We start from the raw sequence: 19,204 nt of genomic DNA, 5'->3' as shown, positions 1-19,204 counted from the left end.
GCCGTCAGTCGAGGCGGTGGACCAACTGGCTCGTCAGCTCGTAGCGGGCGCCCACGACGGCGAGCTGGCCCGACGCCATCCGGGCGGCGAGGTCCGGCTCCGCCGCGAGCCGGGCCCGCACGAGCCGCACGTTGGCGTCGATCGTGGCGTCCACCCGGGCGTCGCCCGCCAGGGAGTGGTCGATGGCCGGGGCTATCTGGTTGGCCAGGTACTGGATGTGCGTGGGCAGCGGCTCGCCCGACTCCTCCGCCGCCACCGCCGCGCGCACCGCGCCGCACGACTGGTGCCCGAGCACCAGCACCAGCGGCGCCGACAGCTCCAGCACGCCGTACGCGACGCTGCCGAGCACCGCCTCGTCCAGCACCTGGCCCGCGCTGCGCACGGTGAGCAGGTCGCCGAGGCCCTGGTCGAAGACCAGCTCCGGCGGGACCCGGGAGTCGACGCAGCCGAGGATGACGGCGAACGGCCGCTGCCCCGACGTCAGGGCCCGCCGGACCGCGGGCGTCTCGTCGGGGTGCCGTTCGCGGTAGGTGCGCCAGCGCCGGTTGCCCGCGGCCAGCTCCCACCACGCCTGGGCCGGGGTGGCGGGCCGGGGGCGCACGGCGGGTGCGGTGGTCGCCGGGGCGGCGGGGGCCGCGGCGCCGGTCGCCCCGACGCGCAGCAGGGCACGTCGACGCGAGCTGACGCGCTGGGGGAGACGGGGCCGGGGGCCGCGCGGGGGCACGTACACCCGGGCCGGGTTTCGATTGCTCATGTTTCGGAGTATGGCCGGTTCTGGGCTATTCGCGATCATTGGAAGCGCGGTAGCGGACGGTCCCGAGGCGATCACGTACCGTGCGGGTCCCGCTTGTTAGGGTCACCCAGCGCAAGGACAGACCCGCCGTCCGACCGGGAGGCCGCGTGGACAGGGACACGGACTACTACGACCTGGGTACCCACACCCGCCCGGTGACGACCACGTCCGCCGAGGCCCAGCGCTGGTTCGACCGCGGACTGGTGTGGACGTACGCCTTCCACCACGAGGAGGCCGTCTCCTGCTTCGAGGCCGCGGCCGCCGCCGACCCCGACTGCGCGATGGCCCAGTGGGGCATCGCCTACGCCCTCGGCCCCAACTACAACAAGCCCTGGGAGGCGTTCGACGAGCGGGAGCTGACCCGCGCCGTCGACCGCACCCACGCCGCCGTCGAACACGCCCACCGCCTGGCCGCCGCGCACGCCACCCCCGTCGAACGCGCCCTGATCTCCGCCCTGCGCGCCCGCTACCCGCGCCCCGACCCCGTCGCCGACTGCTCGGTGTGGAACGAGCCCTACGCCGACGCCCTGCGCACCGCCTACGACCTCGCCCCCGACGACCCGGACGTGGCCGCCCTCTACGCCGACGCGCTGATGAACCTCACGCCCTGGCAGCTGTGGGACATCACCACCGGCGAACCCGCCCCCGGCTCCCGCACGGTCGAGGCCCAGGCGGTCCTGGACCGCGCCCTCGCCACCGACGCCGGGGCCCGCCACCCCGGCGTCCTGCACCTGTACGTCCACCTCATGGAGATGTCGTCCGCCCCCGAGCGGGCCCTCACCGTCGCCGACCGGCTGCGCGACCTCGTCCCCGACGCTGGCCACCTGCGGCACATGCCCTCCCACCTCGACGTCCTCTGCGGTGACTACCGGCGGGTGGTCGCGGGCAACAGCGACGCCATCGCCGCCGACGAGAAGTACCGCGAGCGGGCCGGGGCGATGAACTTCTACACCCTGTACCGGGTCCACAACCACCACTTCAAGATCTACGGCGCGATGTTCCTCGGCCAGTCCCGCACCGCCCTGGAGGCCGCCGACGCGCTGGAGGCGGCCATCCCGGAGGAGCTGCTGCGGGTGCAGAGCCCGCCGATGGCGGACTGGCTGGAGAGCTTCGTCGCCATGCGCGTCCACGTGCTGGTCCGCTTCGGCCGCTGGGCGGAGATCCTCGACCTGCCGCTGCCCACCGACCCGGAGCTGTACCGCGTCACCACCGCCATGCTCCGCTACGGCCGCGGCGTCGCCCTCTCCGCCACCGGCAGGACCGACGAGGCCGAGGCCGAACGCGCCCTGTTCCGCGAGGCCGTCGCCCAGGTCCCCGAGTCCCGCACCCTGTTCAACAACCGCAGCGTCGACATCCTCGCCGTCGCCGCCGCCATGCTCGACGGCGAACTCGCCTACCGCAAGGGCGAGTACGACACCGCCTTCGCCGCCCTCGCGCGCTCCGTCGAACTGGACGACAGCCTCCCCTACGACGAACCCTGGGGCTGGATGCAGCCCACCCGGCACGCCTACGGCGCCCTCCTGCTCGAACAGGGCCGCGTCGCCGAGGCGGAGGCCGTCTACCGCGCCGACCTCGGCCTCGACGACAGCCTGCCGCGCGCCCTCCAGCACCCCGGCAACGTCTGGTCCCTGCACGGCTTCCACGAGTGCCTGCACCGCCAGGGACGCGCGGCCGAGGCGCGGATCATCGCCCAGCAACTGAAGATCGCCGCCGCCCTCGCGGACGTGCCCGTCCAGGCGTCCTGCTTCTGCCGCGGCGCCACCGCACCCGGCGCCACCTCCTAACATGGGGTGGCCCAACTCCCGCGACACTGTGACCAGTGAGGTACTCGCGAACCATGTCGACCCAGACGTTTGAGTTCCAAGTCGAGGCCCGTCAGCTCCTCCAGTTGATGATCCACTCGATCTACTCGAACCGGGACGTGTTCCTGCGCGAACTCGTCTCCAACGCCTCCGACGCGCTGGACAAGCTGCGCATCGCCGCCCTGCGGGACGACTCCCTCGACGCCGACGTCTCCGATCTGCACATCCTGATCGAGACCGACCCCGAAGCGCGCACCCTGACCGTGCGGGACAACGGCATCGGGATGTCGTACGACGAAGTCTCCGAACTCATCGGCACCATCGCCAACTCGGGCACCGCGAAGCTGCTGGCGGAGCTGCGCGAGGCGAAGGACGGCGCCGGTGCGGAGGGCCTGATCGGGCAGTTCGGCGTCGGCTTCTACTCCAGCTTCATGGTGGCCGACGAGGTCACCCTGGTCACCCGGCGCGCCGGGGAGGGCGGCGGCACCCGCTGGACCTCCCGCGGCGAGGGCACGTACACGCTGGAACGGCTCGACGAGGACGCCCCGCAGGGCACCGCCGTCACCCTCCACCTCAAGCCCGCCGACCCCGACGACCAACTGCACGACTACACCGCCGAGTGGAAGCTCCGGGAGATCGTCAAGCGGTACTCCGACTTCATCACCTGGCCCGTCCGGCTCGCCCCCGCCGACGGCGACGGGGACGGCGAGGCGGCGGCGCTGAACTCGATGAAGGCGCTGTGGGCGCGCCCGCGCGAGGAGGTGTCCGACGACGAGTACCACGAGCTCTACAAGCACATCAGCCACGACTGGCGCGACCCGCTGGAGACCATCCGCCTCCAGGCCGAGGGCACCTTCGAGTACCAGGCGCTGCTGTTCCTGCCCGCGCACGCCCCGCACGACCTGTTCACCCGCGACCACAAGCGGGGCGTGCAACTGTACGTGAAGCGGGTGTTCATCATGGACGACTGCGAGGCGCTGCTCCCGTCGTACCTGCGCTTCGTCAAGGGCGTCGTCGACGCCGCCGACCTCTCCCTGAACGTGTCCCGGGAGATCCTCCAGCAGGACCGGCAGATCCAGCGGATGAACCGGCGGCTGGCGAAGAAGGTCCTCGCCTCCGTGAAGGACCTGCGGACCGCCGACCCGGAGCGCTACGCCACCTTCTGGAAGGAGTTCGGCGCCGTGGTGAAGGAGGGCCTGGTCACCGACCCCGACAACCGCGACGCCATCCTCGCCGCCGCCACCTTCGCCACCACCCACGACGAGGACGCGCCGACCACGCTGAAGGACTACGTGGAGCGGATGGGGGAGGGGCAGTCGGACATCTACTTCATGACCGGCGAGTCCCGGCAGGCCATCGAGAACTCCCCGCACATGGAGGCGTTCCGCGCCAAGGGCGTCGAGGTGCTGCTGCTCACCGACCCCGTCGACGAGGTGTGGGTCGACGCGGTCGGCACGTTCGACGGCAAGCCGCTGCGCTCGGTCGCCAAGGGCGAGATCGACCTCGGGGACGGCGCGGGCGACACCTCCGACGCCGAGCGGGAGAAGCTCGACGAGGAGTACGCCGCCGTCCTCGGCTGGCTGAGCGAGCGGCTGGCCGACGACGTCAAGGAGGTGCGCCTGTCGTCGCGGCTGACGGTCTCCCCGGCCTGTGTCGTCTCCGACGCGGACGACATCACCCCGGCGCTGGAGAACATGTACCGCGCGATGGGCCAGGAGGTGCCGGCGACCAAGCGCATCCTGGAGCTGAACCCCGGGCACCCGCTGGTGCGGGGGCTGAAGGAGGCGTACACCGGGCGGGAGGACCACGCAGGGCTCGCGGAGACCGCGGAACTCCTGCACGGCCTCGCGGTGCTCGCCGAGGGCGGTCAGCCCAAGGACCCCGCCCGCTTCGTGAAGCTGATGGCGGACCGGCTGGAGCGCGCCCTGTAGCGGCGGCAGGGGCACCCGGGCCGGGTCCGGGTGCCCCTCGCCCGTGCGCGGCTCAGAGCGTGGCGGCGTGGTCGGGCACGTAGGTCTGGAGGTCGCGCGGGGTGCGCTGGTAGCCCTTCGACGGCGGGCGCTCCGGCAGTTCTAGGACCGGCGGCGCCACGTCCTGGTACGGCACCGAGTCCAGCAGGTGGGCGATCATGTTCAGCCGCGCACGGCGCTTGTCGTCGCTCTCGACGACGTACCACGGCGCCTCGGCGATGTCGGTGTGCACCAGCATCTCGTCCTTGGCGCGGGAGTAGTCCTCCCAGCGGGTGAGCGACTCCAGGTCCATCGGGGAGAGCTTCCAGCGCCGCAGCGGGTCCTCCAAGCGGCGCCGGAACCGCTCCTGCTGCGCGGCGTCGCTCACCGAGAACCAGTACTTGCGCAGCAGGATGCCGTCCTCCACCAGCATCCGCTCGAAGATCGGGCACTGCCGCAGGAACAGCTTGTACTCCTCCGGCGTGCAGAAGCCCATCACGTGCTCGACCCCGGCCCGGTTGTACCAGCTCCGGTCGAACAGCACGATCTCCCCGGCGGCGGGCAACTGCCCGACGTACCGCTGGAAGTACCACTGCGTGCGCTCGCGCTCGGTCGGCTTCGGCAGCGCCGCGATCCGCGCCACGCGCGGGTTCAGGTGCTCCGTGACCCGCTTGATCGTGCCGCCCTTGCCCGCCGCGTCCCGCCCCTCGAAGACGACCACCAGCCGGGCGCCCTCCGCCCGCACCCACTCCTGGAGCTTCACCAGCTCCGTCTGAAGGCGCAGCAGTTCCTTCTCGTACGTCCTGCGCGGTACCCGCGCCGCCTGCTCCTCGGCCATGCCGCCCGCCCTCACCCCTGCCGATGTCGAACAACTGAACGTCACGCTACTTTCCAGCGCCCCCGCGCGCACGCCCTGCCCCGGGTTTGTGGTCCGGCGCGCTGGCTAGTCGCAAGGGCATCCGAAGGCGAACGCAAGGAGGCCCGTGATGACCACGGTCAAGGACATGCTCGCGACCTACCCGGCCGATCTCGGCGGTGTCGACCGCGAGAAGCTCACCCGCTGCATCGAGGAGTGCCTCGCCTGCGCCCAGGCGTGCACGGCGTGCGCGGACGCCTGTCTGTCGGAGGGCATGGTCGGCGACCTGACCAAGTGCATCCGCACCGACATGGACTGCGCCGACATCTGCGACACCACCGCCTCGGTGCTGTCCCGGCACACCGGCTACGACGCCAACGTCACCCGCGCGGTCCTACGGGCCTGCGCCACCGCCTGCAAGGCGTGCGCGGACGAGTGCGCCACCCACGCCGACCAGCACGAGCACTGCCGCCTGTGCGCCGAGGCGTGCCGCCGGTGTGAGCAGGCGTGCGACGACCTGCTCGCCGCGCTCGGCTGAGGCAGGATCGGCCTGAGGGCAGACCAGGACACCGGCCGAGGAGGAGAGAGGAACGCGCCGCTGTGGCGACCGAGGAGCTTGACCCCGCCGAACCCCGCATCCCCGTCCACCCCGACGCGGTCAAACGCCACCGGACCCTGTTCCGGGCCGCCCGGCGGCGCAGGAACCCACCCCTGCGCCGCACCGACATCACGGTCACCGACGAGGCGGCCGTGCACCGCGCGGTGAAGGCGGCCTCCCTCGGCAACGCCATGGAGTGGTTCGACTTCGGCATCTACAGCTACCTCGCCGTCACCATCGGCCATGTCTTCTTCCCGTCCGGGAACGACACGGTGCAACTGATCTCGTCGTTCGCGACCTTCGCCGTGTCGTTCCTGGTGCGTCCGCTCGGCGGGATGGTCTTCGGCCCGCTGGGCGACCGGATCGGCCGCAAGAAGGTGCTCGCCACCACCATGATCATGATGGCCCTCGCCACCTTCGCGATCGGCCTCATCCCGTCGTACGCCGCGATCGGCTTCTGGGCGCCGGTGCTGCTCATCGTCTTCCGGCTGGTGCAGGGGTTCTCCACCGGCGGGGAGTACGGCGGCGCGTCCACCTTCATCGCCGAGTACGCCCCCGACCGGCGCCGCGGGTTCTTCGGCAGCTTCCTCGAACTGGGCACCCTCGCCGGGTACGTCGGCGCGGCGGGCCTGGTGACGCTGCTGACCTCCCTGCTGGGCGGCGACGGCATGGAGTCCTGGGGCTGGCGGGTGCCGTTCCTGGTCGCCGGGCCGATCGGGGCCGTCGGGCTGTACCTGCGGCTGAGGCTGGACGAGACGCCCGCCTTCCAGAAGCTGGAGGACGAGTCCGCGCACCAGGCCAGCGAGGCCGCCTCCGCCGTGGAGACCACCGCGCGCGGGGACCTCGCGAAGATCTTCCGCGAGCAGTGGCCGACCCTGGTGCTGTGCGTCTGCCTGGTCGGCGCCTACAACGTCACCGACTACATGTTCCTGTCGTACATGCCGACCTACCTGTCCGACGAGATGGGCTACTCCGAGGCGCACGGGCTGCTGCTCCTGATCGGCACCATGGTGGTGCTGATGCTGGTCATCAACCAGGTGGGCCGGATCTCCGACCGCCACGGCCGCAAGCCGGTCCTGATGACCGGGATGCTCGGCTTCCTGCTCCTGTCGGCCCCGGCGTTCCTGCTGGTCCAGCAGGGCAGCCTGGTGGCGGTCAGCGCGGGGATGCTGATGCTCGGGCTGTCCCTGGTGTGCATGTTGGGCACCATGTCCGCGGCGCTCCCGGCGCTGTTCCCCACCCAGGTCCGCTACGGCGGCCTGTCCATCGGCTACAACCTCTCCGCCTCCCTGTTCGGCGGCACCACCCCGCTGGTGATCACGGCGCTGATCTCGGTCACCGGCAGCGACATGATGCCCGCCTACTACGCCATGGCGGCGGCCCTCGTCGGGGTGGTCGCGGTCGCGTGCATGGAGGAGACCGCCCAGCGGCCCCTGGCCGGGTCCCCGCCGTCCGTCTCCACCCCCGAGGAGGCGGCCGAGCTGGTGGAGAGCCGGGCTCCGGTGCCGAGGTTCTGAACCAGGGATTCAATTGTTGAAGGAGTGAACCAAGAGAATTATGTGACTGATTGCATGTTGCGTCCGTTATGGGGCACTTGCGAAGTGACGAACCGGACCACACAAGGGAGATGGAGCGTATGACTTACACCGAGCACATCACCGAAGAGACCACCGGCATCGACACCACCGAGCTGGAGGCGGCACTGGACCCGGCCGAGGCCGACGGGGTGTTCCGCGACAGCCGCGAGTGCGCCGCGCTCGCCCTGCAGTCCGGGTCGAACTCCCTGCTGCTCTCCCCGCCGACCCCGCGCCCGAAGAAGGGCTGACGGACCGACGGGAGAGATCAGATGGCAGAGTCGAGTACTTCGGCCCTCCTCCAGGGCACGGTGCTGGACCTCGCGACCGACGTGGTCTCCGCTCTCCGGAGCGGAGACCACGCACGAGCGGGCAGCACCCCGCCACCCCCCGGCGGCGCCAGCGAGGCCCTGGCCCGCGCTGCGGTCCGCGTGCTGGGAGCCGACACCCTGCTCCCCAGCGTGCTGCTGCCGCTGCCGCCCGACCCCGCCCGGCTCACCCTCTTCGAACAGGCCGTGGCCGCCCATCCGCCGGGCGCCGACGCCGCCCCCACCGTCGTGTGGAGCCACTGGGCGATGACCCGCACCCTGCGCCGCCTCGGCCGCTCCCCGGACGGCACCGACGGCGCCGTGGACCGGGAACCGGACGCGTCCTGGCTCGCCGACGCGACCTGGCAGCACCTCACCCACCAGCTCGCCGTGCTCGCGCCGCTCGCCCTGCCCGGCGAGGACTGCGCCGTCGCCCGCGCCGCCCGCCGCCGACCGGTCGACGTCGCCCGCGGCTTCGTCCGCGCCGTACGCCGCCGCGACTGGCGGCAGGCCGCAGGTGCCGGGCGCTGGCTCACCCTCCTGGACGGCGTGCCGGACACCCTCGGCCTCGCCGCCGGGCTGGACTTCGTACGGCTGATGGGCGGTGACGACCCGCGCGTCGCCCTGCAACTGGAGGCGGCACGGCTGCTGCACGTCCCCGCGGGGGTGCTGCGGTGACGGCCGGGTCCGCGGGGAGGGCACGGGAGCTGGCCCGGACCGCGCTGGCCTGGGTCGACGCGCACCGCGACCGGTTCGCCCTCGACGACGACGCGCTCGCCGTCGACGGCCAGGTCAACCGGAGCTGGAAGCCGCTGGGCGAGCTGGCCCAGGTCTGCGCCACCGTCACCGCCCGCACCGCACCACCGGACCCCCTGCACCTCCGCGCCGCCGACCTGCTCGACCACGCCTGGCGGCAGACCGGCGAGGGCGAGCTGTTCCGCCGTATGCAGACCCTGGAACCCTTCGCCACCTACCCGCTTGAGGTGTACGCCGCCTTCGCCTCCGCCGGCTACCGGCACCCCGGCTACGAGCGGGCCGCCGCCGTGGTGGCGCGCACCCGGGGCTGGCGGCTCACCGAGCAGTACCCGACCCGGCGCCTCGGCGTCCTGAACGCCGAACGGCGCAGCGGCATCCGCCCGCACGAGCGCACCCCACGGGCGCTGGACCGCACCTGGCTGGGCGGGCTGCCGGAACCGTGGACCTTCGAACGCGCCTCCGGGTACGCCCTCACCCACGTCGTCTTCCACCTCACCGACTGGGGCCGCACCCCCGACGGCGTGCCCGCCCGCCTCGCGGACTACCTGCGGCACTGGCTGCCGCCCTGGCTCGACACCTACCTGGACGCCCGCATGTGGGACCTCGGCTGCGAACTGCTGGCCGTCGCCGCGAGCCTGCCCCGGCCACCCGCGCCGCACCTGCTCGCGGACGCCTGGGAGCGGCTGGCGGCGGCCCGGCGCCCCTCCGGCGCGCTCCCGGAGGAGGGCGGCCCGGACGGTGCCTGGCCCGGTGCCACCGGCGAGGAGTTCGCCGACTGCTACCACTCCACGCTGATGGCCCTGTTCGCGGCGGTGCTGACCCTCGCCCGCCCGGTCCACGACGGCGCACCGCACCACGCGGCGCCCTCCCTGACGGCCGTGCCCGGCGGGTACGGCGGACAAGGAGCGCTGGGATGACCGACCCCCGTCTGATCCACCACGTCGGCGCCAGGGCCATGGAGTGGCTGTGGGCGCACCGCGACGGCTTCCGCCTCCAGCCCGACGTCGACCCCAAAGTGGGCTTCCTGGAGCGCTTCAAGCCCATCGGTGAACTCGCCCTCATCTGCACGGTCCTCTTCCGCGAGGGCGTCGCCGGGTCCCGGCAGGCGCAACTCGCCCGCCAACTCCTCGACCACACCTGGCGCGAGACCCTCGACGGCGGCCGGATGCTGGTGCGCGGACAGCGCACCGAGCCGTTCTCGACCATCCCGTTCGAGGTGTACCTGCCGTTCAGGGAGCTGGGCTACAGCCAGCCCGAGGTGGAGCGCGCCACCGTCCTCAACCACCGTCTGGACAGTTGGGCCAGGTTCCCGGTGACCCCGACCCGCCGCCTCGGCCTCTCCGCCTTCCAGCGCCGCTTCGGCCTCACCCCGCACCCGCCCGAGGCCCCCCTCACCGACACCACCTGGCTGGCCGCCACCCCGGAACCGTGGACCGTCGAGGGCCACACCGCCTACGACGTCACCCACACCGTCTTCCACCTCACCGACTGGGGCGAGCGCCCCGACGGCCTGCCCCCGCGCATCGCCGACTACCTCGCGCTGTGGCTGCCGGTGTGGACCGACGACTGGCTGGACCTGCGGCGCTGGGACCTGCTCGGCGAACTCCTCGCCGTCGACGCCTGCCTGCCGCGCCCCGCCCTCGACGAACACGCCTGGACCGGCTTCGCCGCCGCGCAGCAGCCGGACGGCGCCATGCCCGCCGTCCGCGACATGCCGGACGGCGACCCCGACGAGGTCTTCGACATCGTGTACCACCCGACCCTGGTCGCCGCCTTCGCCTCGGTCCTGGCCACCTCACGCGTCCTCAGCGCGCTGGTGCCCGCGGCGTCATGACGGTCGAACGACGGCCCTGGCCGGGCGCGCGCGACGCCGACGCCGCCCCCTCGCGCGCGCACGAGCCCGACCCCGCCGACCTGCGCCGTCGGCTGGCGGCGGCCGTCGACGCCTCCGACGCCCCGGACGCCGTCTTCGCGCTGTCCCGGTACGGGCACCGTCTCGTCCACACCGGCGGCACCGCCCCACCGCCCGCCACGGACCGCACCGTCGCGCGCTACGAGATCGGGTCGGCCACCAAGGCGTTCACCGGCCTGCTGCTGGCCCAGCTCATCCAGCGCGGCGAGCTGACCGGCGGCGAGAGCGCCGCCGTCTGCCTGGACGGCGACCGGCGGCCAGGACCGCACCCGGTCACGCTGGCCCACCTGGTCACCCACACCGCCGGACTGCCCGCCCTGCCCCGCGACTTCCCCCTGCGGGCCCTGCCCGCCTGGCGCACCAACCCCTACGGGCGCTACCCCGCCGCCCGCGTCGTCGACGCCTTCCTGCGGCGCCGCCCACGGCGCCGCCCCGGCACCCGCTGGCACTACTCCAACTTCGGCGTCGCCGTCCTCGGCCACGCCGTCGCCAGCGCCACCGGAACCCCCTGGGAAGACCTGGTCGCCCGGCACCTGCTCGGCCCGCTCGGCCTGACCGGCACCACCCTGCGCGCGGGGCACCCCGGGACCGACGCCGTGGGACACGGCAAGGACGGCCACACCCCCGTACCGCCGTTCGACGCGGGCGGCTTCCAGGCGGCCGGAGCCGTCCGGGCCACCCCCGACGACCTGCTGACCTTTCTCGAAGCCCACCTAGACCCCGGCGCCACCCCGCTGACGGACGCGCTGGCCGCGGTGCGCGTGCCCGTGCTGCGCCGCGGGCTCGGGCACCGGCACGTGCACACGGTGGCCTGGTTCCGGCACCCCACGGACGGCGGCCCGATGTACTTCCACAGCGGCGCCACGCTCGGACAACAGGCGTTCCTCGGCTTCCGCCCCGACACCGGCACCGCCCTGGCCGCCGTGTGCACCCGGCGCTTCCGCGCCCGCGACCCCTTCATCGCCGCGGCGTACGCGCTGCTGTACGAGCAGTAGCGCGCACGCCGCCGACGAGCCCGGTCGCTACACCCGCTGCCACAGCGCCGGGGTGCCCTCCGGCGACCAGCCGCCCTGCGCCTGGTGCGGCTGGAGGCACTGGTAGCGCACGCCCGCGTGGACGACCGTGGCCCCCGCCTCGTACACCCGCCCCGCGGCCCACGCGCCCGCCGCGCTGTTGTCCTGCGCCGCGGGCACCTGGGCGGTCCCGGACGCCGTCTTCAGCATCAGCCCGAAGTCGCTGAGGATCGGGTTGACCGGCTGGAAGAACGTCGTCCCGCCGGTCGTGCAGTCACCGAGCCCGCCCGAGGTGACGCCCTGCGCCTGCGCCCCGGACACGTACGGGCCGCCGGAGTCGCCGCGCTCGGCGCACACCGTGGTCTGCGTCAGGCCGTTCACCGTGCCCTCCGCGTAGCTGACGCTGGCGTCGTGCTGCTCGATCGTGCCGCACCGCCACCCCGTGGTCGAGCCCGAGCGGCACACCGACGCCCCCACCAGCGCCTCCACCGACCCGCCGACCTGCACCTTCTTGCCGTCCTCGCCCTTGACGTCGGCCGTGGCGGTCCACTCGGCGTTCACGCCCACCCACGACATGTCCTTGCCCGGGAACGTGGACGCCTGGAAGGTCCCCTGCGCGGCCTTGTCGTACCCGGTGGTCTTCGCGCCCGCCTTGCCGCAGTGGCCCGCGCTGACGAAGCCCTGCTGCTCGCCCTTGGTGACGGAGAAGCCGATGGAGCAGCGGGCGGTGTCGTCGATGTAGTAGGCGTCGCCGCCGACGAGGTCCGCCATCAGCCGGGGCCGCTGCGCCGAGACCCGTACGGCGACCCCGCTGCCCTGGACGCCCGCGGCCTTCACGAACGCGTTCGCCGCCGCCCGGTCGGCCGCCTGCACCACGACCCGGTTGCCCGGTACGTCGACGTACCAGACCGGGGTGCGGTCCGTCGCGGCGTCGTCGGCGACGGCGTCCAGCTTCTCCCGTACCGCGCGCAGTTCGCTGAGCGGCCTCTCCACCACCGTGGCGGTGGCGCCCTGCGCCTCGATCGCGGCGACGTCGGCGGTGTCGGTGGTCGCCACGTGCAGCTCGGCGGAGGTCGTGCCGCGCAGCCAGGCCCCGGCGAACCGCTCACCGAGGGCGTTGCGCAGCAGGCCCGCCCGGGTGCCCGCCTCCGCCTCGTTGACCAGCCGCCGGGCCGCCTGGGCCGGGGTCAGGCCGAGGTCGCGCTGCAGGGCGCGCAGCAGGGGCGCCGAGGGCCGGTCGGCGCCCAGTGTCCGGGCGGCGCCGGGCGGAGCGCCGGGCGCGGGCGGCGGTCCGGCCGCCGCCGTGGCCGGGCCGGACGCTGCGATGACGAGGGCACCGAGGGTGCCGACTGCGGCCAGGGCGGCGCGGTGCCCGCCCGGTGCGTGTCTGCCGACCATGCGTGGGACCTCCTTGTACGGGGTGGGGTGCGGCGAAGCCCTAGCCGCAAAGCCCGTCCGGGAAGCCCACGGCGGCCGTCATTCGCGCGATGGGGGACCGCCGGGGTGTCATGTGGAGTACGGGACACCCCGACCGGCGCGCGCCACCGGCGCCGCTCCCCTGGTCTCAGCGCTCCTCGCGCAGCCCCCACGGCGACCCGTACGCGCCGAGCAGGTCGAGGAACGGGCGCGGCGGGAGGGCCTCCGGGCCGAGGACGCCCCGGCCGGACCAGACGCCGGTGGCCAGCAGTTCCAGGGCGATGACCGGGTTGACCGCCGTCTGCCAGACGACGGCCTGTGAACCGTATTCACGCATCGACCACTGGTTGTCGACCACGTGGTACAGGTACACCTCGCGCGGCGCCCCGTCCTTGCTGCCCCTCACCCAGGTACCGGCGCAGGTCTTGCCGGTCATCCGCTCCCCGAGCGTGGCGGGGTCCGGCAGGCAGGCGGCGACCACGTCACGCGGGGAGACCCGCACCGGCCGCCCGTCCCCGCCGGGCACGGTCACCGGGGCGGTGGCGGCCAGGCCCAGTTCGTGGAGGGTCTTCAGCCGGGCGATGAAGTCGGCGCCGAGCCCGTACTTGAAGGTGACCCGGCGGGCGTCCACCCAGCGGGGCACCAACAGCACCTCCTCGTGCTCGACGTTCACGCACTCCACCGGGCCGATGCCCGCGGGGAAGTCGAACACCTCCGGCTCGCTGAACAGGTCCGTGGTGAACCAGCCGCGGTCCTTCTCGTAGACCACCGGCGGGTTGAGGCACTCCTCCAGCGTGGTCCAGATGCTGAACGACGGGGCGAACTCGTAGCCCTCCACCGTGAGGTTCGCGCCGTCGCGGACGCCGATCTCCTCGATGTCGTCGAAGAGTTCGTCGGCCGCGTACCGCGCGAACACGTCCGACAGGCCCGGCTCCACGCCCATGCCCACCAGCGCCAGCCGGTCCGCCTCCTCCCAGCGCCCGGCCAGCGCGAACTGCTCGTCACCGAGCTTCACCCCGCACTCCTCGTACGGGCGCGAGGCGTGCGGCACGGACAGCGACATCGCCATGTCCAGGTAGTGCGCCCCGGCCGCCAGCGCCGCCCGGAACAGCGGCATCACGAACCTCGGGTCGGTGGCGTTGAGCAGCACGTCGCACCGCTCGTCGGCCAGCGCCCGGCGCACCGCCTCCTCGTCCGAGGCGTCAAGGCGCCGTGCGCTGAACCGGTCACCCCGCTCCCCGAGCGCCGCGAGCGCGGCCTCGGCGCGGCCGAGGTCGTAGTCGGCGATGACCATGTGGGTGAGGAAGTCGCGGCGGGCGGCGATCCGGGTGACGGCCGTGCCGACACCGCCCGCGCCAACGAGCAGGACTCGCATGTCACAGCACCTTTCCGCCGGAGGCGGGCGCCTCCGGACCAGGCCGATGCAACAAGACGCCGGAAGGTAAGGTCAACCCTGTTGGCATAAGGGCACAGGGCCAGGACGGCGGACGGCGAGGAGGCGACCGGGATGGCGAAGCAGGTGGTGGGGGAGGGCGCGCGACGGCGGCGGCGGCCGACCCGCGGCGGCACCGTGCTCTCCGAGGAACTGATCGTGCGGACCGCCCTGCGCGTCCTGCGCGAGCACGGCGGCGCCGGACTGACGGCCCGTCGCCTCGGCGCCGCGCTCGGCGCCGACCCGAGCACGCTCTACCGCTACTTCGCCGGTATGGACGACCTGACCCGGGCCATCGGGGACGAGCTGATGGGCCGTGCGCTCGCCGACTGGACGGCCACCGGGGAGTGGCGCGCCGACCTGCGCGCCCTGGGTCTCGCGATCCACGCCGCCTACCTCGCCCACCCGCAGGCGGCCGTCCTCACCGCCAGCCGGGTCAGCGGGCGGCCCCGGGAGATCGCGGTGGACGAGACCATCCTCGGCATCCTGCGCGGCGCCGGGCTGCCCGACCCGGTCGCGGTCGGCGTCTACCACGTGTTCATCGACCAGAGCCTGGCCTTCGCCGCGCTCGACGCCGGGGCGCTCACCCTGGCGGGGGAGGCCCGCGCCCGGGACGAGGAGATGTGGGCCTCCACGTACGCCCGGCTGCCCGCCGAGACCCACCCCAACATCGCCGCCACGGCACCCCTGTTGACCCGTCGGATGCCGCTCAGCGCCTACCCGGCGGCGCTGGAGATGCTCCTCGATCACACGGCGGCGGAGCTGTCCCGCGCCGGAAAGCGGCACGTGCAGGGATCTTGACCCTGTCCGAGGCCCAGGCTTAACGTTCCGTCGCTTGATGGCGATTGAAACGATTCAATCACCCGCGCCACGACACGTCACCTGGGGCACACCCATGCATGAACACCTCTCGCAGCGTCGCGGGACGACCCGCCGTACGGTCCTCGCCGCCGGACTGTCCGTCGGAGCCGCCTCGGTCCTCCTCTCCGCGGCGCCCGGCGCCCTCGCGGCCCCCACCGCCACCACCGGCCAGGGACCGGCCGCCGACTGGTTCGCCGACCCGCCGCGGTCCGTGCGCCCCAGGTTCCGCTGGTGGTGGCCGGACGGGCTGGTCGACCCCGACGAGATCGCCCGCGAGATCGACCAGATCGCCGACGCCGGTTTCGGCGGCATGGAGATCGCCGCGGTCCACCACAGCATCCGCGACAAGTCCGTCCTCGACTCCCAGGGCCACGGCTGGGGCAGCCGCCCCTGGCGCGACGGCGTCGAGGCCGCCCTGCGCCGCGCCGCCCGCCGTGGCGTCACCGTCGACCTCACCCTCGGCCCGAGCTGGCCGGTCGCGGTCCCCGGCGTCGTACCCGACGACGAGGAGGCCGCCCAGGAGCTGATGTACGGCCGGGTGTCCGTGGCCCCGGGCGCCACCTACGACGGCCCCGTCCCGCCGCCCGCGCACGCCCCCGCCCCCGGCGTCACCCGGCAGCGCCTCCTCGCCGTGCAGGCCGCCCGCGTCGACACCGCGCACTCCACCCGCAAGGAGACCGGGCTCGACGCCGCCAGCGTGCGCGACCTCACCGCCACCGTCACCGACGCCACCCTGACCTGGACGGCACCCGCCGACGGCGACTGGGTCCTCCTCGCCTACTGGCGGCGCGGTTCCGCCCAGCAGCCCGAGTCCGGCCCGCACTCCTCGCCCGCCGCCTACGTCGTCGACCACCTCAGCCCCGCCGGTACCGAGGCCGTCACCCGCTACTGGGAGCGGGAACTGCTCACCCCCGCCCTGCGCCAACTGCTGCGCGCCGCGGGCGGCGCCTTCTTCGAGGACTCCGTCGAACTGGAGACCGACGGCCTGAACTGGACCGCCGCGCTCCCCGAGGCGTTCGAGAAGCGCACCGGCCGCCCCCTGCTGCCGTACCTGCCCGTCCTCGTCCTGGACAACAGCAACCAGGTCTTCGCCTACGAGGCCCAGCTCACCCGGCAGATCCGCAAGGACTTCTGGGACACCGTCTCCGACCTGTTCAACCGCCACCACATCCGCGCCCTGCGCGACTGGGCGCACTCCCTCGGTATGGCGCTGCGCTCCCAGCCCTACGGCCTCCAGACCGACGCCATCGCCTCCGCCGCCCTGCTCGACGTCCCCGAGGGCGAGTCCCTCGGCTTCAAGAACCTCGACGACTACCGCTGCCTCGCCGGTGGCCGGGACATGGCGGGCCACACCGTGCTGTCCTGCGAGGCGGGCGCGTACAACGGGTCGGCGTACGGCACCACCTGGGACCGCTTCCTGCGCACCATGGGCGGCGCCTACGCGGCCGGGGTCAACCAGACCGTCCTGCACGGCTTCTCCTACGCCACCGCCCCGGGCGTCGCCTGGCCCGGCTTCGCCGCCTTCAGCCCCTACAACGGCGCCCCCGGCTACGGCGAGTCCTGGGGCCCGCGCCAGCCCACCTGGGGCCACGTGCCGGACATCGCGGACTACCTCGGCCGGGTGCACCAGGTGCTCCAGACCGGCACCGTCCGCGCCGACGTCGCCGTCTTCCGGCAGACCGGCTACTCCGCGACCGGCATCGGCGCCTCCTGGTTCACCTCGACCGGCGTCCCGCTCGGCTGGACCCACCAGTTCCTCAGCGGCCCGCTGCTCGACCTGCCCGCCGCGACCGTCTCCGACCGCCGCCTGGCACCCGACGGGCCCGCCTACAAGGCCCTGTTCGTCGAGGGTGACTTCTTCTACGGCTCCACGCCCACGCTCGCCCTCGCCGACGCCCGCAAGATCCTCGCGCTCGCGGAGGCGGGGCTGCCGGTCGTGCTGCTCGGCGCCTTCGGCCAGGCGCTGACGCCCGGCGTGCCCGGCAGCGGGGACACGGAGCGGCTGCGCGCCGTGCTCGACCGGCTGCTGGCCCTGCCGCACGTCGAGCGCGTCACCGACAAGACCGCCGTGGGCGACGCCCTCGCCCGCCTCGGCGTCACCCCGGACGTGCGGCACGCCACCGCGTCCACCCTGCTCAACGCCCACCGCGCCACCCCCGAGGCCGACTTCTACTACCTCGTCAACGGCAAGCACGCCGAGACCGTCAAGCCGCCCGTCGCCGCCATCGACCACGACGTCACCCTGCGCCGCACCGGGCGCGGCGCCGCGGTGCCGTACCTGCTCGACCCGTGGACCGGGGACGCCGTCCGGATCGCCCGGTACACCCGCGACGGCGACGAGTTCACCGTGCGCGTCGCCCTCCAGCCGGGCCAGGCGACGATCGTCGCGCTCGGTCGGCCGGGGCTGTTCGGGGACCGGCACGGCGCCCGGCCGCACGCCGTGGCCACCGACGCCGAACAGGTGCTGTTCACCTCGCGCGGCCTGACCCTGCGCGCCACCACCGGCGGCACCTACACGACCCGGCTCTCCGACGGGGACACGGTCACCACGACCGTCGGCCCGGTGCCGCAGCCGGTCACCCCGGACCGCTGGGAGCTGGAGGCCGAGGACTGGCTGCCCGGCGCGAGCGCCACCCGCACCGAGCGCGTCCTGCGCACCCTGACGCTCGACGCCCTGCTGCCCTGGTCCCGCGTCCCCGAGCTGGCCGACAGCGCGGGCGTGGGCCGCTACCGCACCACCGTCCACCTGCCCGCCGACTGGGACGCCTCGCACGGCGCCCTGCTGGAACTCGGGCGGGTCAGCGACACCTGCCGGGTGACCGTCAACGGCACCCGGCTGGCGCCCGTGGACCGCATCCGCCCCGTCGTCGACCTCGGCGCCAGCCTGCGCGGCGGCGCCAACGTCATCGAGGTGGAGGTCGCGGTGCCGCTCGTCAACCGGCTCCGGGTCGCCCAGCCCGCCGTCTTCGGCACCGTGGCGCGGCAGGACCACGGCCTGGTGGGGCCGGTGCGCCTGGTGCCGTACCGGCAGGCGGTGGTGAGCTGAGCTGACGGTACGCCAAGGGGTGGGCGGTGTGCGTGCCGCCCACCCCTTGGCCCTTGGATTACGCCACCTCCTGCTGGCCGGGTTCGGACCGCGTCGGTTTGCCGAATCCGCAAGATGATTCGCCATTTCCACGTGCCCGGAGGGACGCTGTGCCCGAGACCACCCGCGCACCCCGCGTCACGAGGAGCTGCCATGTCCGACGCCCATCTCACCGAGCCCGCCGCCGCGTTCTGGGAGGCCCGTTACCGTGACTCCGGGCGGGTCTGGAGCGGACGGCCCAACGAACTGCTGGTGCGGGAGGCGTCCGCACTCACGCCCGGTACGGCCCTCGACCTGGGCTGCGGCGAGGGCGGCGACGCCGTCTGGCTGGCGTCGCGGGGCTGGCGGGTCACCGGCGTGGACATCTCCGCCACGGCACTGGAGCGGGCCGCCGGGCACGCCGTGGAGGCGGGCGTCGCCGAGCGGGTGAGCTGGGAGCGGCACACCCTGGGGGAGTCCTTCCCGGAGGGCCGTTTCGACCTGGTCAGCGCCAACTACCTCCAGTCGCCGGTGCCGCTTGACCAGCGGGCGATCCTGCGGCGCGCCGCCGCCGCCGTCGCCGAGGGCGGCACCCTGCTGGTCGTGATGCACGCCGCCTGGCCCTCCTGGCAGACCGAGCCGCCGTTCCCGGCGGAGTTCCCCACCCTGGACGGCCTCCTCGCGGAACTGGCCCTGCCGGAGGCCGGGTGGACCGTCGACACCCGGGAGACGGTCCGCAGGCCGAGCACCTCCCCGGACGGCGTCGAGGGCCACCGCGACGACCACGTGTGGCGCCTGCGCCGTACGGAGGTGTGACCCCGTAGACACATGCGCGGCGCCCCGCACCAGGTGCGGGGCGCCGCGCTGTGA

At 73.7% G+C, this 19,204-nt stretch carries 16 protein-coding genes; 12 read left to right on the top strand and 4 right to left on the bottom strand.

Annotation, left to right across the window (positions count from 1 at the left end):
• Window positions 1-4: 4 nt before the first annotated feature.
• A complete protein-coding gene (locus ACFQZ6_RS01695) occupies window positions 5-754 on the bottom strand; it encodes a carbonic anhydrase (protein WP_381604542.1) in 750 nt (249 codons plus the stop codon).
• Window positions 755-900: 146 nt separating this feature from the next.
• Here ACFQZ6_RS01695 and ACFQZ6_RS01690 point away from each other — a divergent pair, with 146 nt between their 5' ends.
• Together ACFQZ6_RS01690 and htpG are read left to right on the top strand one after the other, a co-directional pair.
• On the top strand, window positions 901-2,577 hold the full coding sequence (locus ACFQZ6_RS01690; protein ID WP_381604541.1) for a tetratricopeptide repeat protein: 1,677 nt from the start codon (window positions 901-903) through the stop codon (window positions 2,575-2,577).
• 53 nt (window positions 2,578-2,630) lie between these two features.
• Window positions 2,631-4,526, top strand: a complete 1,896-nt coding sequence (gene htpG, locus ACFQZ6_RS01685; RefSeq protein WP_381604540.1) for a molecular chaperone HtpG — start codon at window positions 2,631-2,633, stop codon at window positions 4,524-4,526.
• Window positions 4,527-4,578: 52 nt separating this feature from the next.
• Here htpG and ppk2 read toward each other — a convergent pair whose 3' ends face one another.
• Window positions 4,579-5,382 carry a polyphosphate kinase 2 gene (ppk2, locus tag ACFQZ6_RS01680; RefSeq protein ID WP_381604539.1) on the bottom strand — a complete coding sequence of 268 codons (804 nt, stop codon included), beginning with the start codon at window positions 5,380-5,382 and terminating at the stop codon, window positions 4,579-4,581.
• A 148-nt stretch (window positions 5,383-5,530) separates the two neighbouring features.
• Between ppk2 and ACFQZ6_RS01675 the strand changes: the two genes are divergently transcribed.
• The 7 genes from ACFQZ6_RS01675 (at window position 5,531) to ACFQZ6_RS01645 (ending at window position 11,543) form a co-directional block, all read left to right on the top strand.
• Window positions 5,531-5,938, top strand: coding sequence for a four-helix bundle copper-binding protein (locus tag ACFQZ6_RS01675; RefSeq protein ID WP_381604538.1), 408 nt, complete (start codon window positions 5,531-5,533; stop codon window positions 5,936-5,938).
• A 62-nt stretch (window positions 5,939-6,000) separates the two neighbouring features.
• Entirely contained in the window at window positions 6,001-7,515 is a 1,515-nt protein-coding gene (proP, locus tag ACFQZ6_RS01670; RefSeq protein ID WP_381604537.1) for a glycine betaine/L-proline transporter ProP, read from the top strand.
• Between the two features lie 119 nt (window positions 7,516-7,634).
• Entirely contained in the window at window positions 7,635-7,823 is a 189-nt protein-coding gene (locus ACFQZ6_RS01665; protein WP_381604536.1) for a hypothetical protein, read from the top strand.
• Window positions 7,824-7,844: 21 nt separating this feature from the next.
• Window positions 7,845-8,558, top strand: coding sequence for a hypothetical protein (locus ACFQZ6_RS01660; protein ID WP_381604535.1), 714 nt, complete (start codon window positions 7,845-7,847; stop codon window positions 8,556-8,558).
• Window positions 8,555-9,553 (top strand): DUF6895 family protein, encoded by a 999-nt coding sequence (locus ACFQZ6_RS01655; RefSeq protein WP_381604534.1) that lies wholly within the window; start codon window positions 8,555-8,557, stop codon window positions 9,551-9,553. The genes ACFQZ6_RS01660 and ACFQZ6_RS01655 overlap by 4 nt, the downstream gene beginning before the upstream one ends.
• Window positions 9,550-10,470 (top strand): DUF6895 family protein, encoded by a 921-nt coding sequence (locus ACFQZ6_RS01650; protein WP_381604533.1) that lies wholly within the window; start codon window positions 9,550-9,552, stop codon window positions 10,468-10,470. The genes ACFQZ6_RS01655 and ACFQZ6_RS01650 overlap by 4 nt, the downstream gene beginning before the upstream one ends.
• Window positions 10,467-11,543 (top strand): serine hydrolase domain-containing protein, encoded by a 1,077-nt coding sequence (locus ACFQZ6_RS01645; protein WP_381604532.1) that lies wholly within the window; start codon window positions 10,467-10,469, stop codon window positions 11,541-11,543. Before ACFQZ6_RS01650 ends, ACFQZ6_RS01645 begins: the two co-directional genes overlap by 4 nt.
• A gap of 27 nt (window positions 11,544-11,570) precedes the next feature.
• Here ACFQZ6_RS01645 and ACFQZ6_RS01640 read toward each other — a convergent pair whose 3' ends face one another.
• Together ACFQZ6_RS01640 and ACFQZ6_RS01635 are read right to left on the bottom strand one after the other, a co-directional pair.
• Window positions 11,571-12,959, bottom strand: coding sequence for an alpha-lytic protease prodomain-containing protein (locus ACFQZ6_RS01640; RefSeq protein ID WP_381604531.1), 1,389 nt, complete (start codon window positions 12,957-12,959; stop codon window positions 11,571-11,573).
• A 166-nt stretch (window positions 12,960-13,125) separates the two neighbouring features.
• Window positions 13,126-14,352, bottom strand: a complete 1,227-nt coding sequence (locus tag ACFQZ6_RS01635) for a saccharopine dehydrogenase family protein (RefSeq protein ID WP_381604530.1) — start codon at window positions 14,350-14,352, stop codon at window positions 13,126-13,128.
• 132 nt (window positions 14,353-14,484) lie between these two features.
• Here ACFQZ6_RS01635 and ACFQZ6_RS01630 point away from each other — a divergent pair, with 132 nt between their 5' ends.
• From ACFQZ6_RS01630 to ACFQZ6_RS01620, 3 genes are all read left to right on the top strand, one after another.
• Window positions 14,485-15,210, top strand: coding sequence for a TetR/AcrR family transcriptional regulator (locus tag ACFQZ6_RS01630; RefSeq protein ID WP_381604529.1), 726 nt, complete (start codon window positions 14,485-14,487; stop codon window positions 15,208-15,210).
• Between the two features lie 94 nt (window positions 15,211-15,304).
• Window positions 15,305-18,316 (top strand): glycosyl hydrolase, encoded by a 3,012-nt coding sequence (locus tag ACFQZ6_RS01625; RefSeq protein WP_381604528.1) that lies wholly within the window; start codon window positions 15,305-15,307, stop codon window positions 18,314-18,316.
• Window positions 18,317-18,508: 192 nt separating this feature from the next.
• On the top strand, window positions 18,509-19,150 hold the full coding sequence (locus ACFQZ6_RS01620) for a class I SAM-dependent methyltransferase (RefSeq protein ID WP_381604527.1): 642 nt from the start codon (window positions 18,509-18,511) through the stop codon (window positions 19,148-19,150).
• The last annotated feature ends 54 nt before the right edge of the window (window positions 19,151-19,204 follow it).

The sequence above is a fragment of the Streptomyces flavalbus genome, assembly GCF_042674625.1.
GTDB lineage: Bacteria > Actinomycetota > Actinomycetes > Streptomycetales > Streptomycetaceae > Streptomyces > Streptomyces flavalbus.
This window is presented reverse-complemented; position numbering and strand designations above follow the sequence as displayed.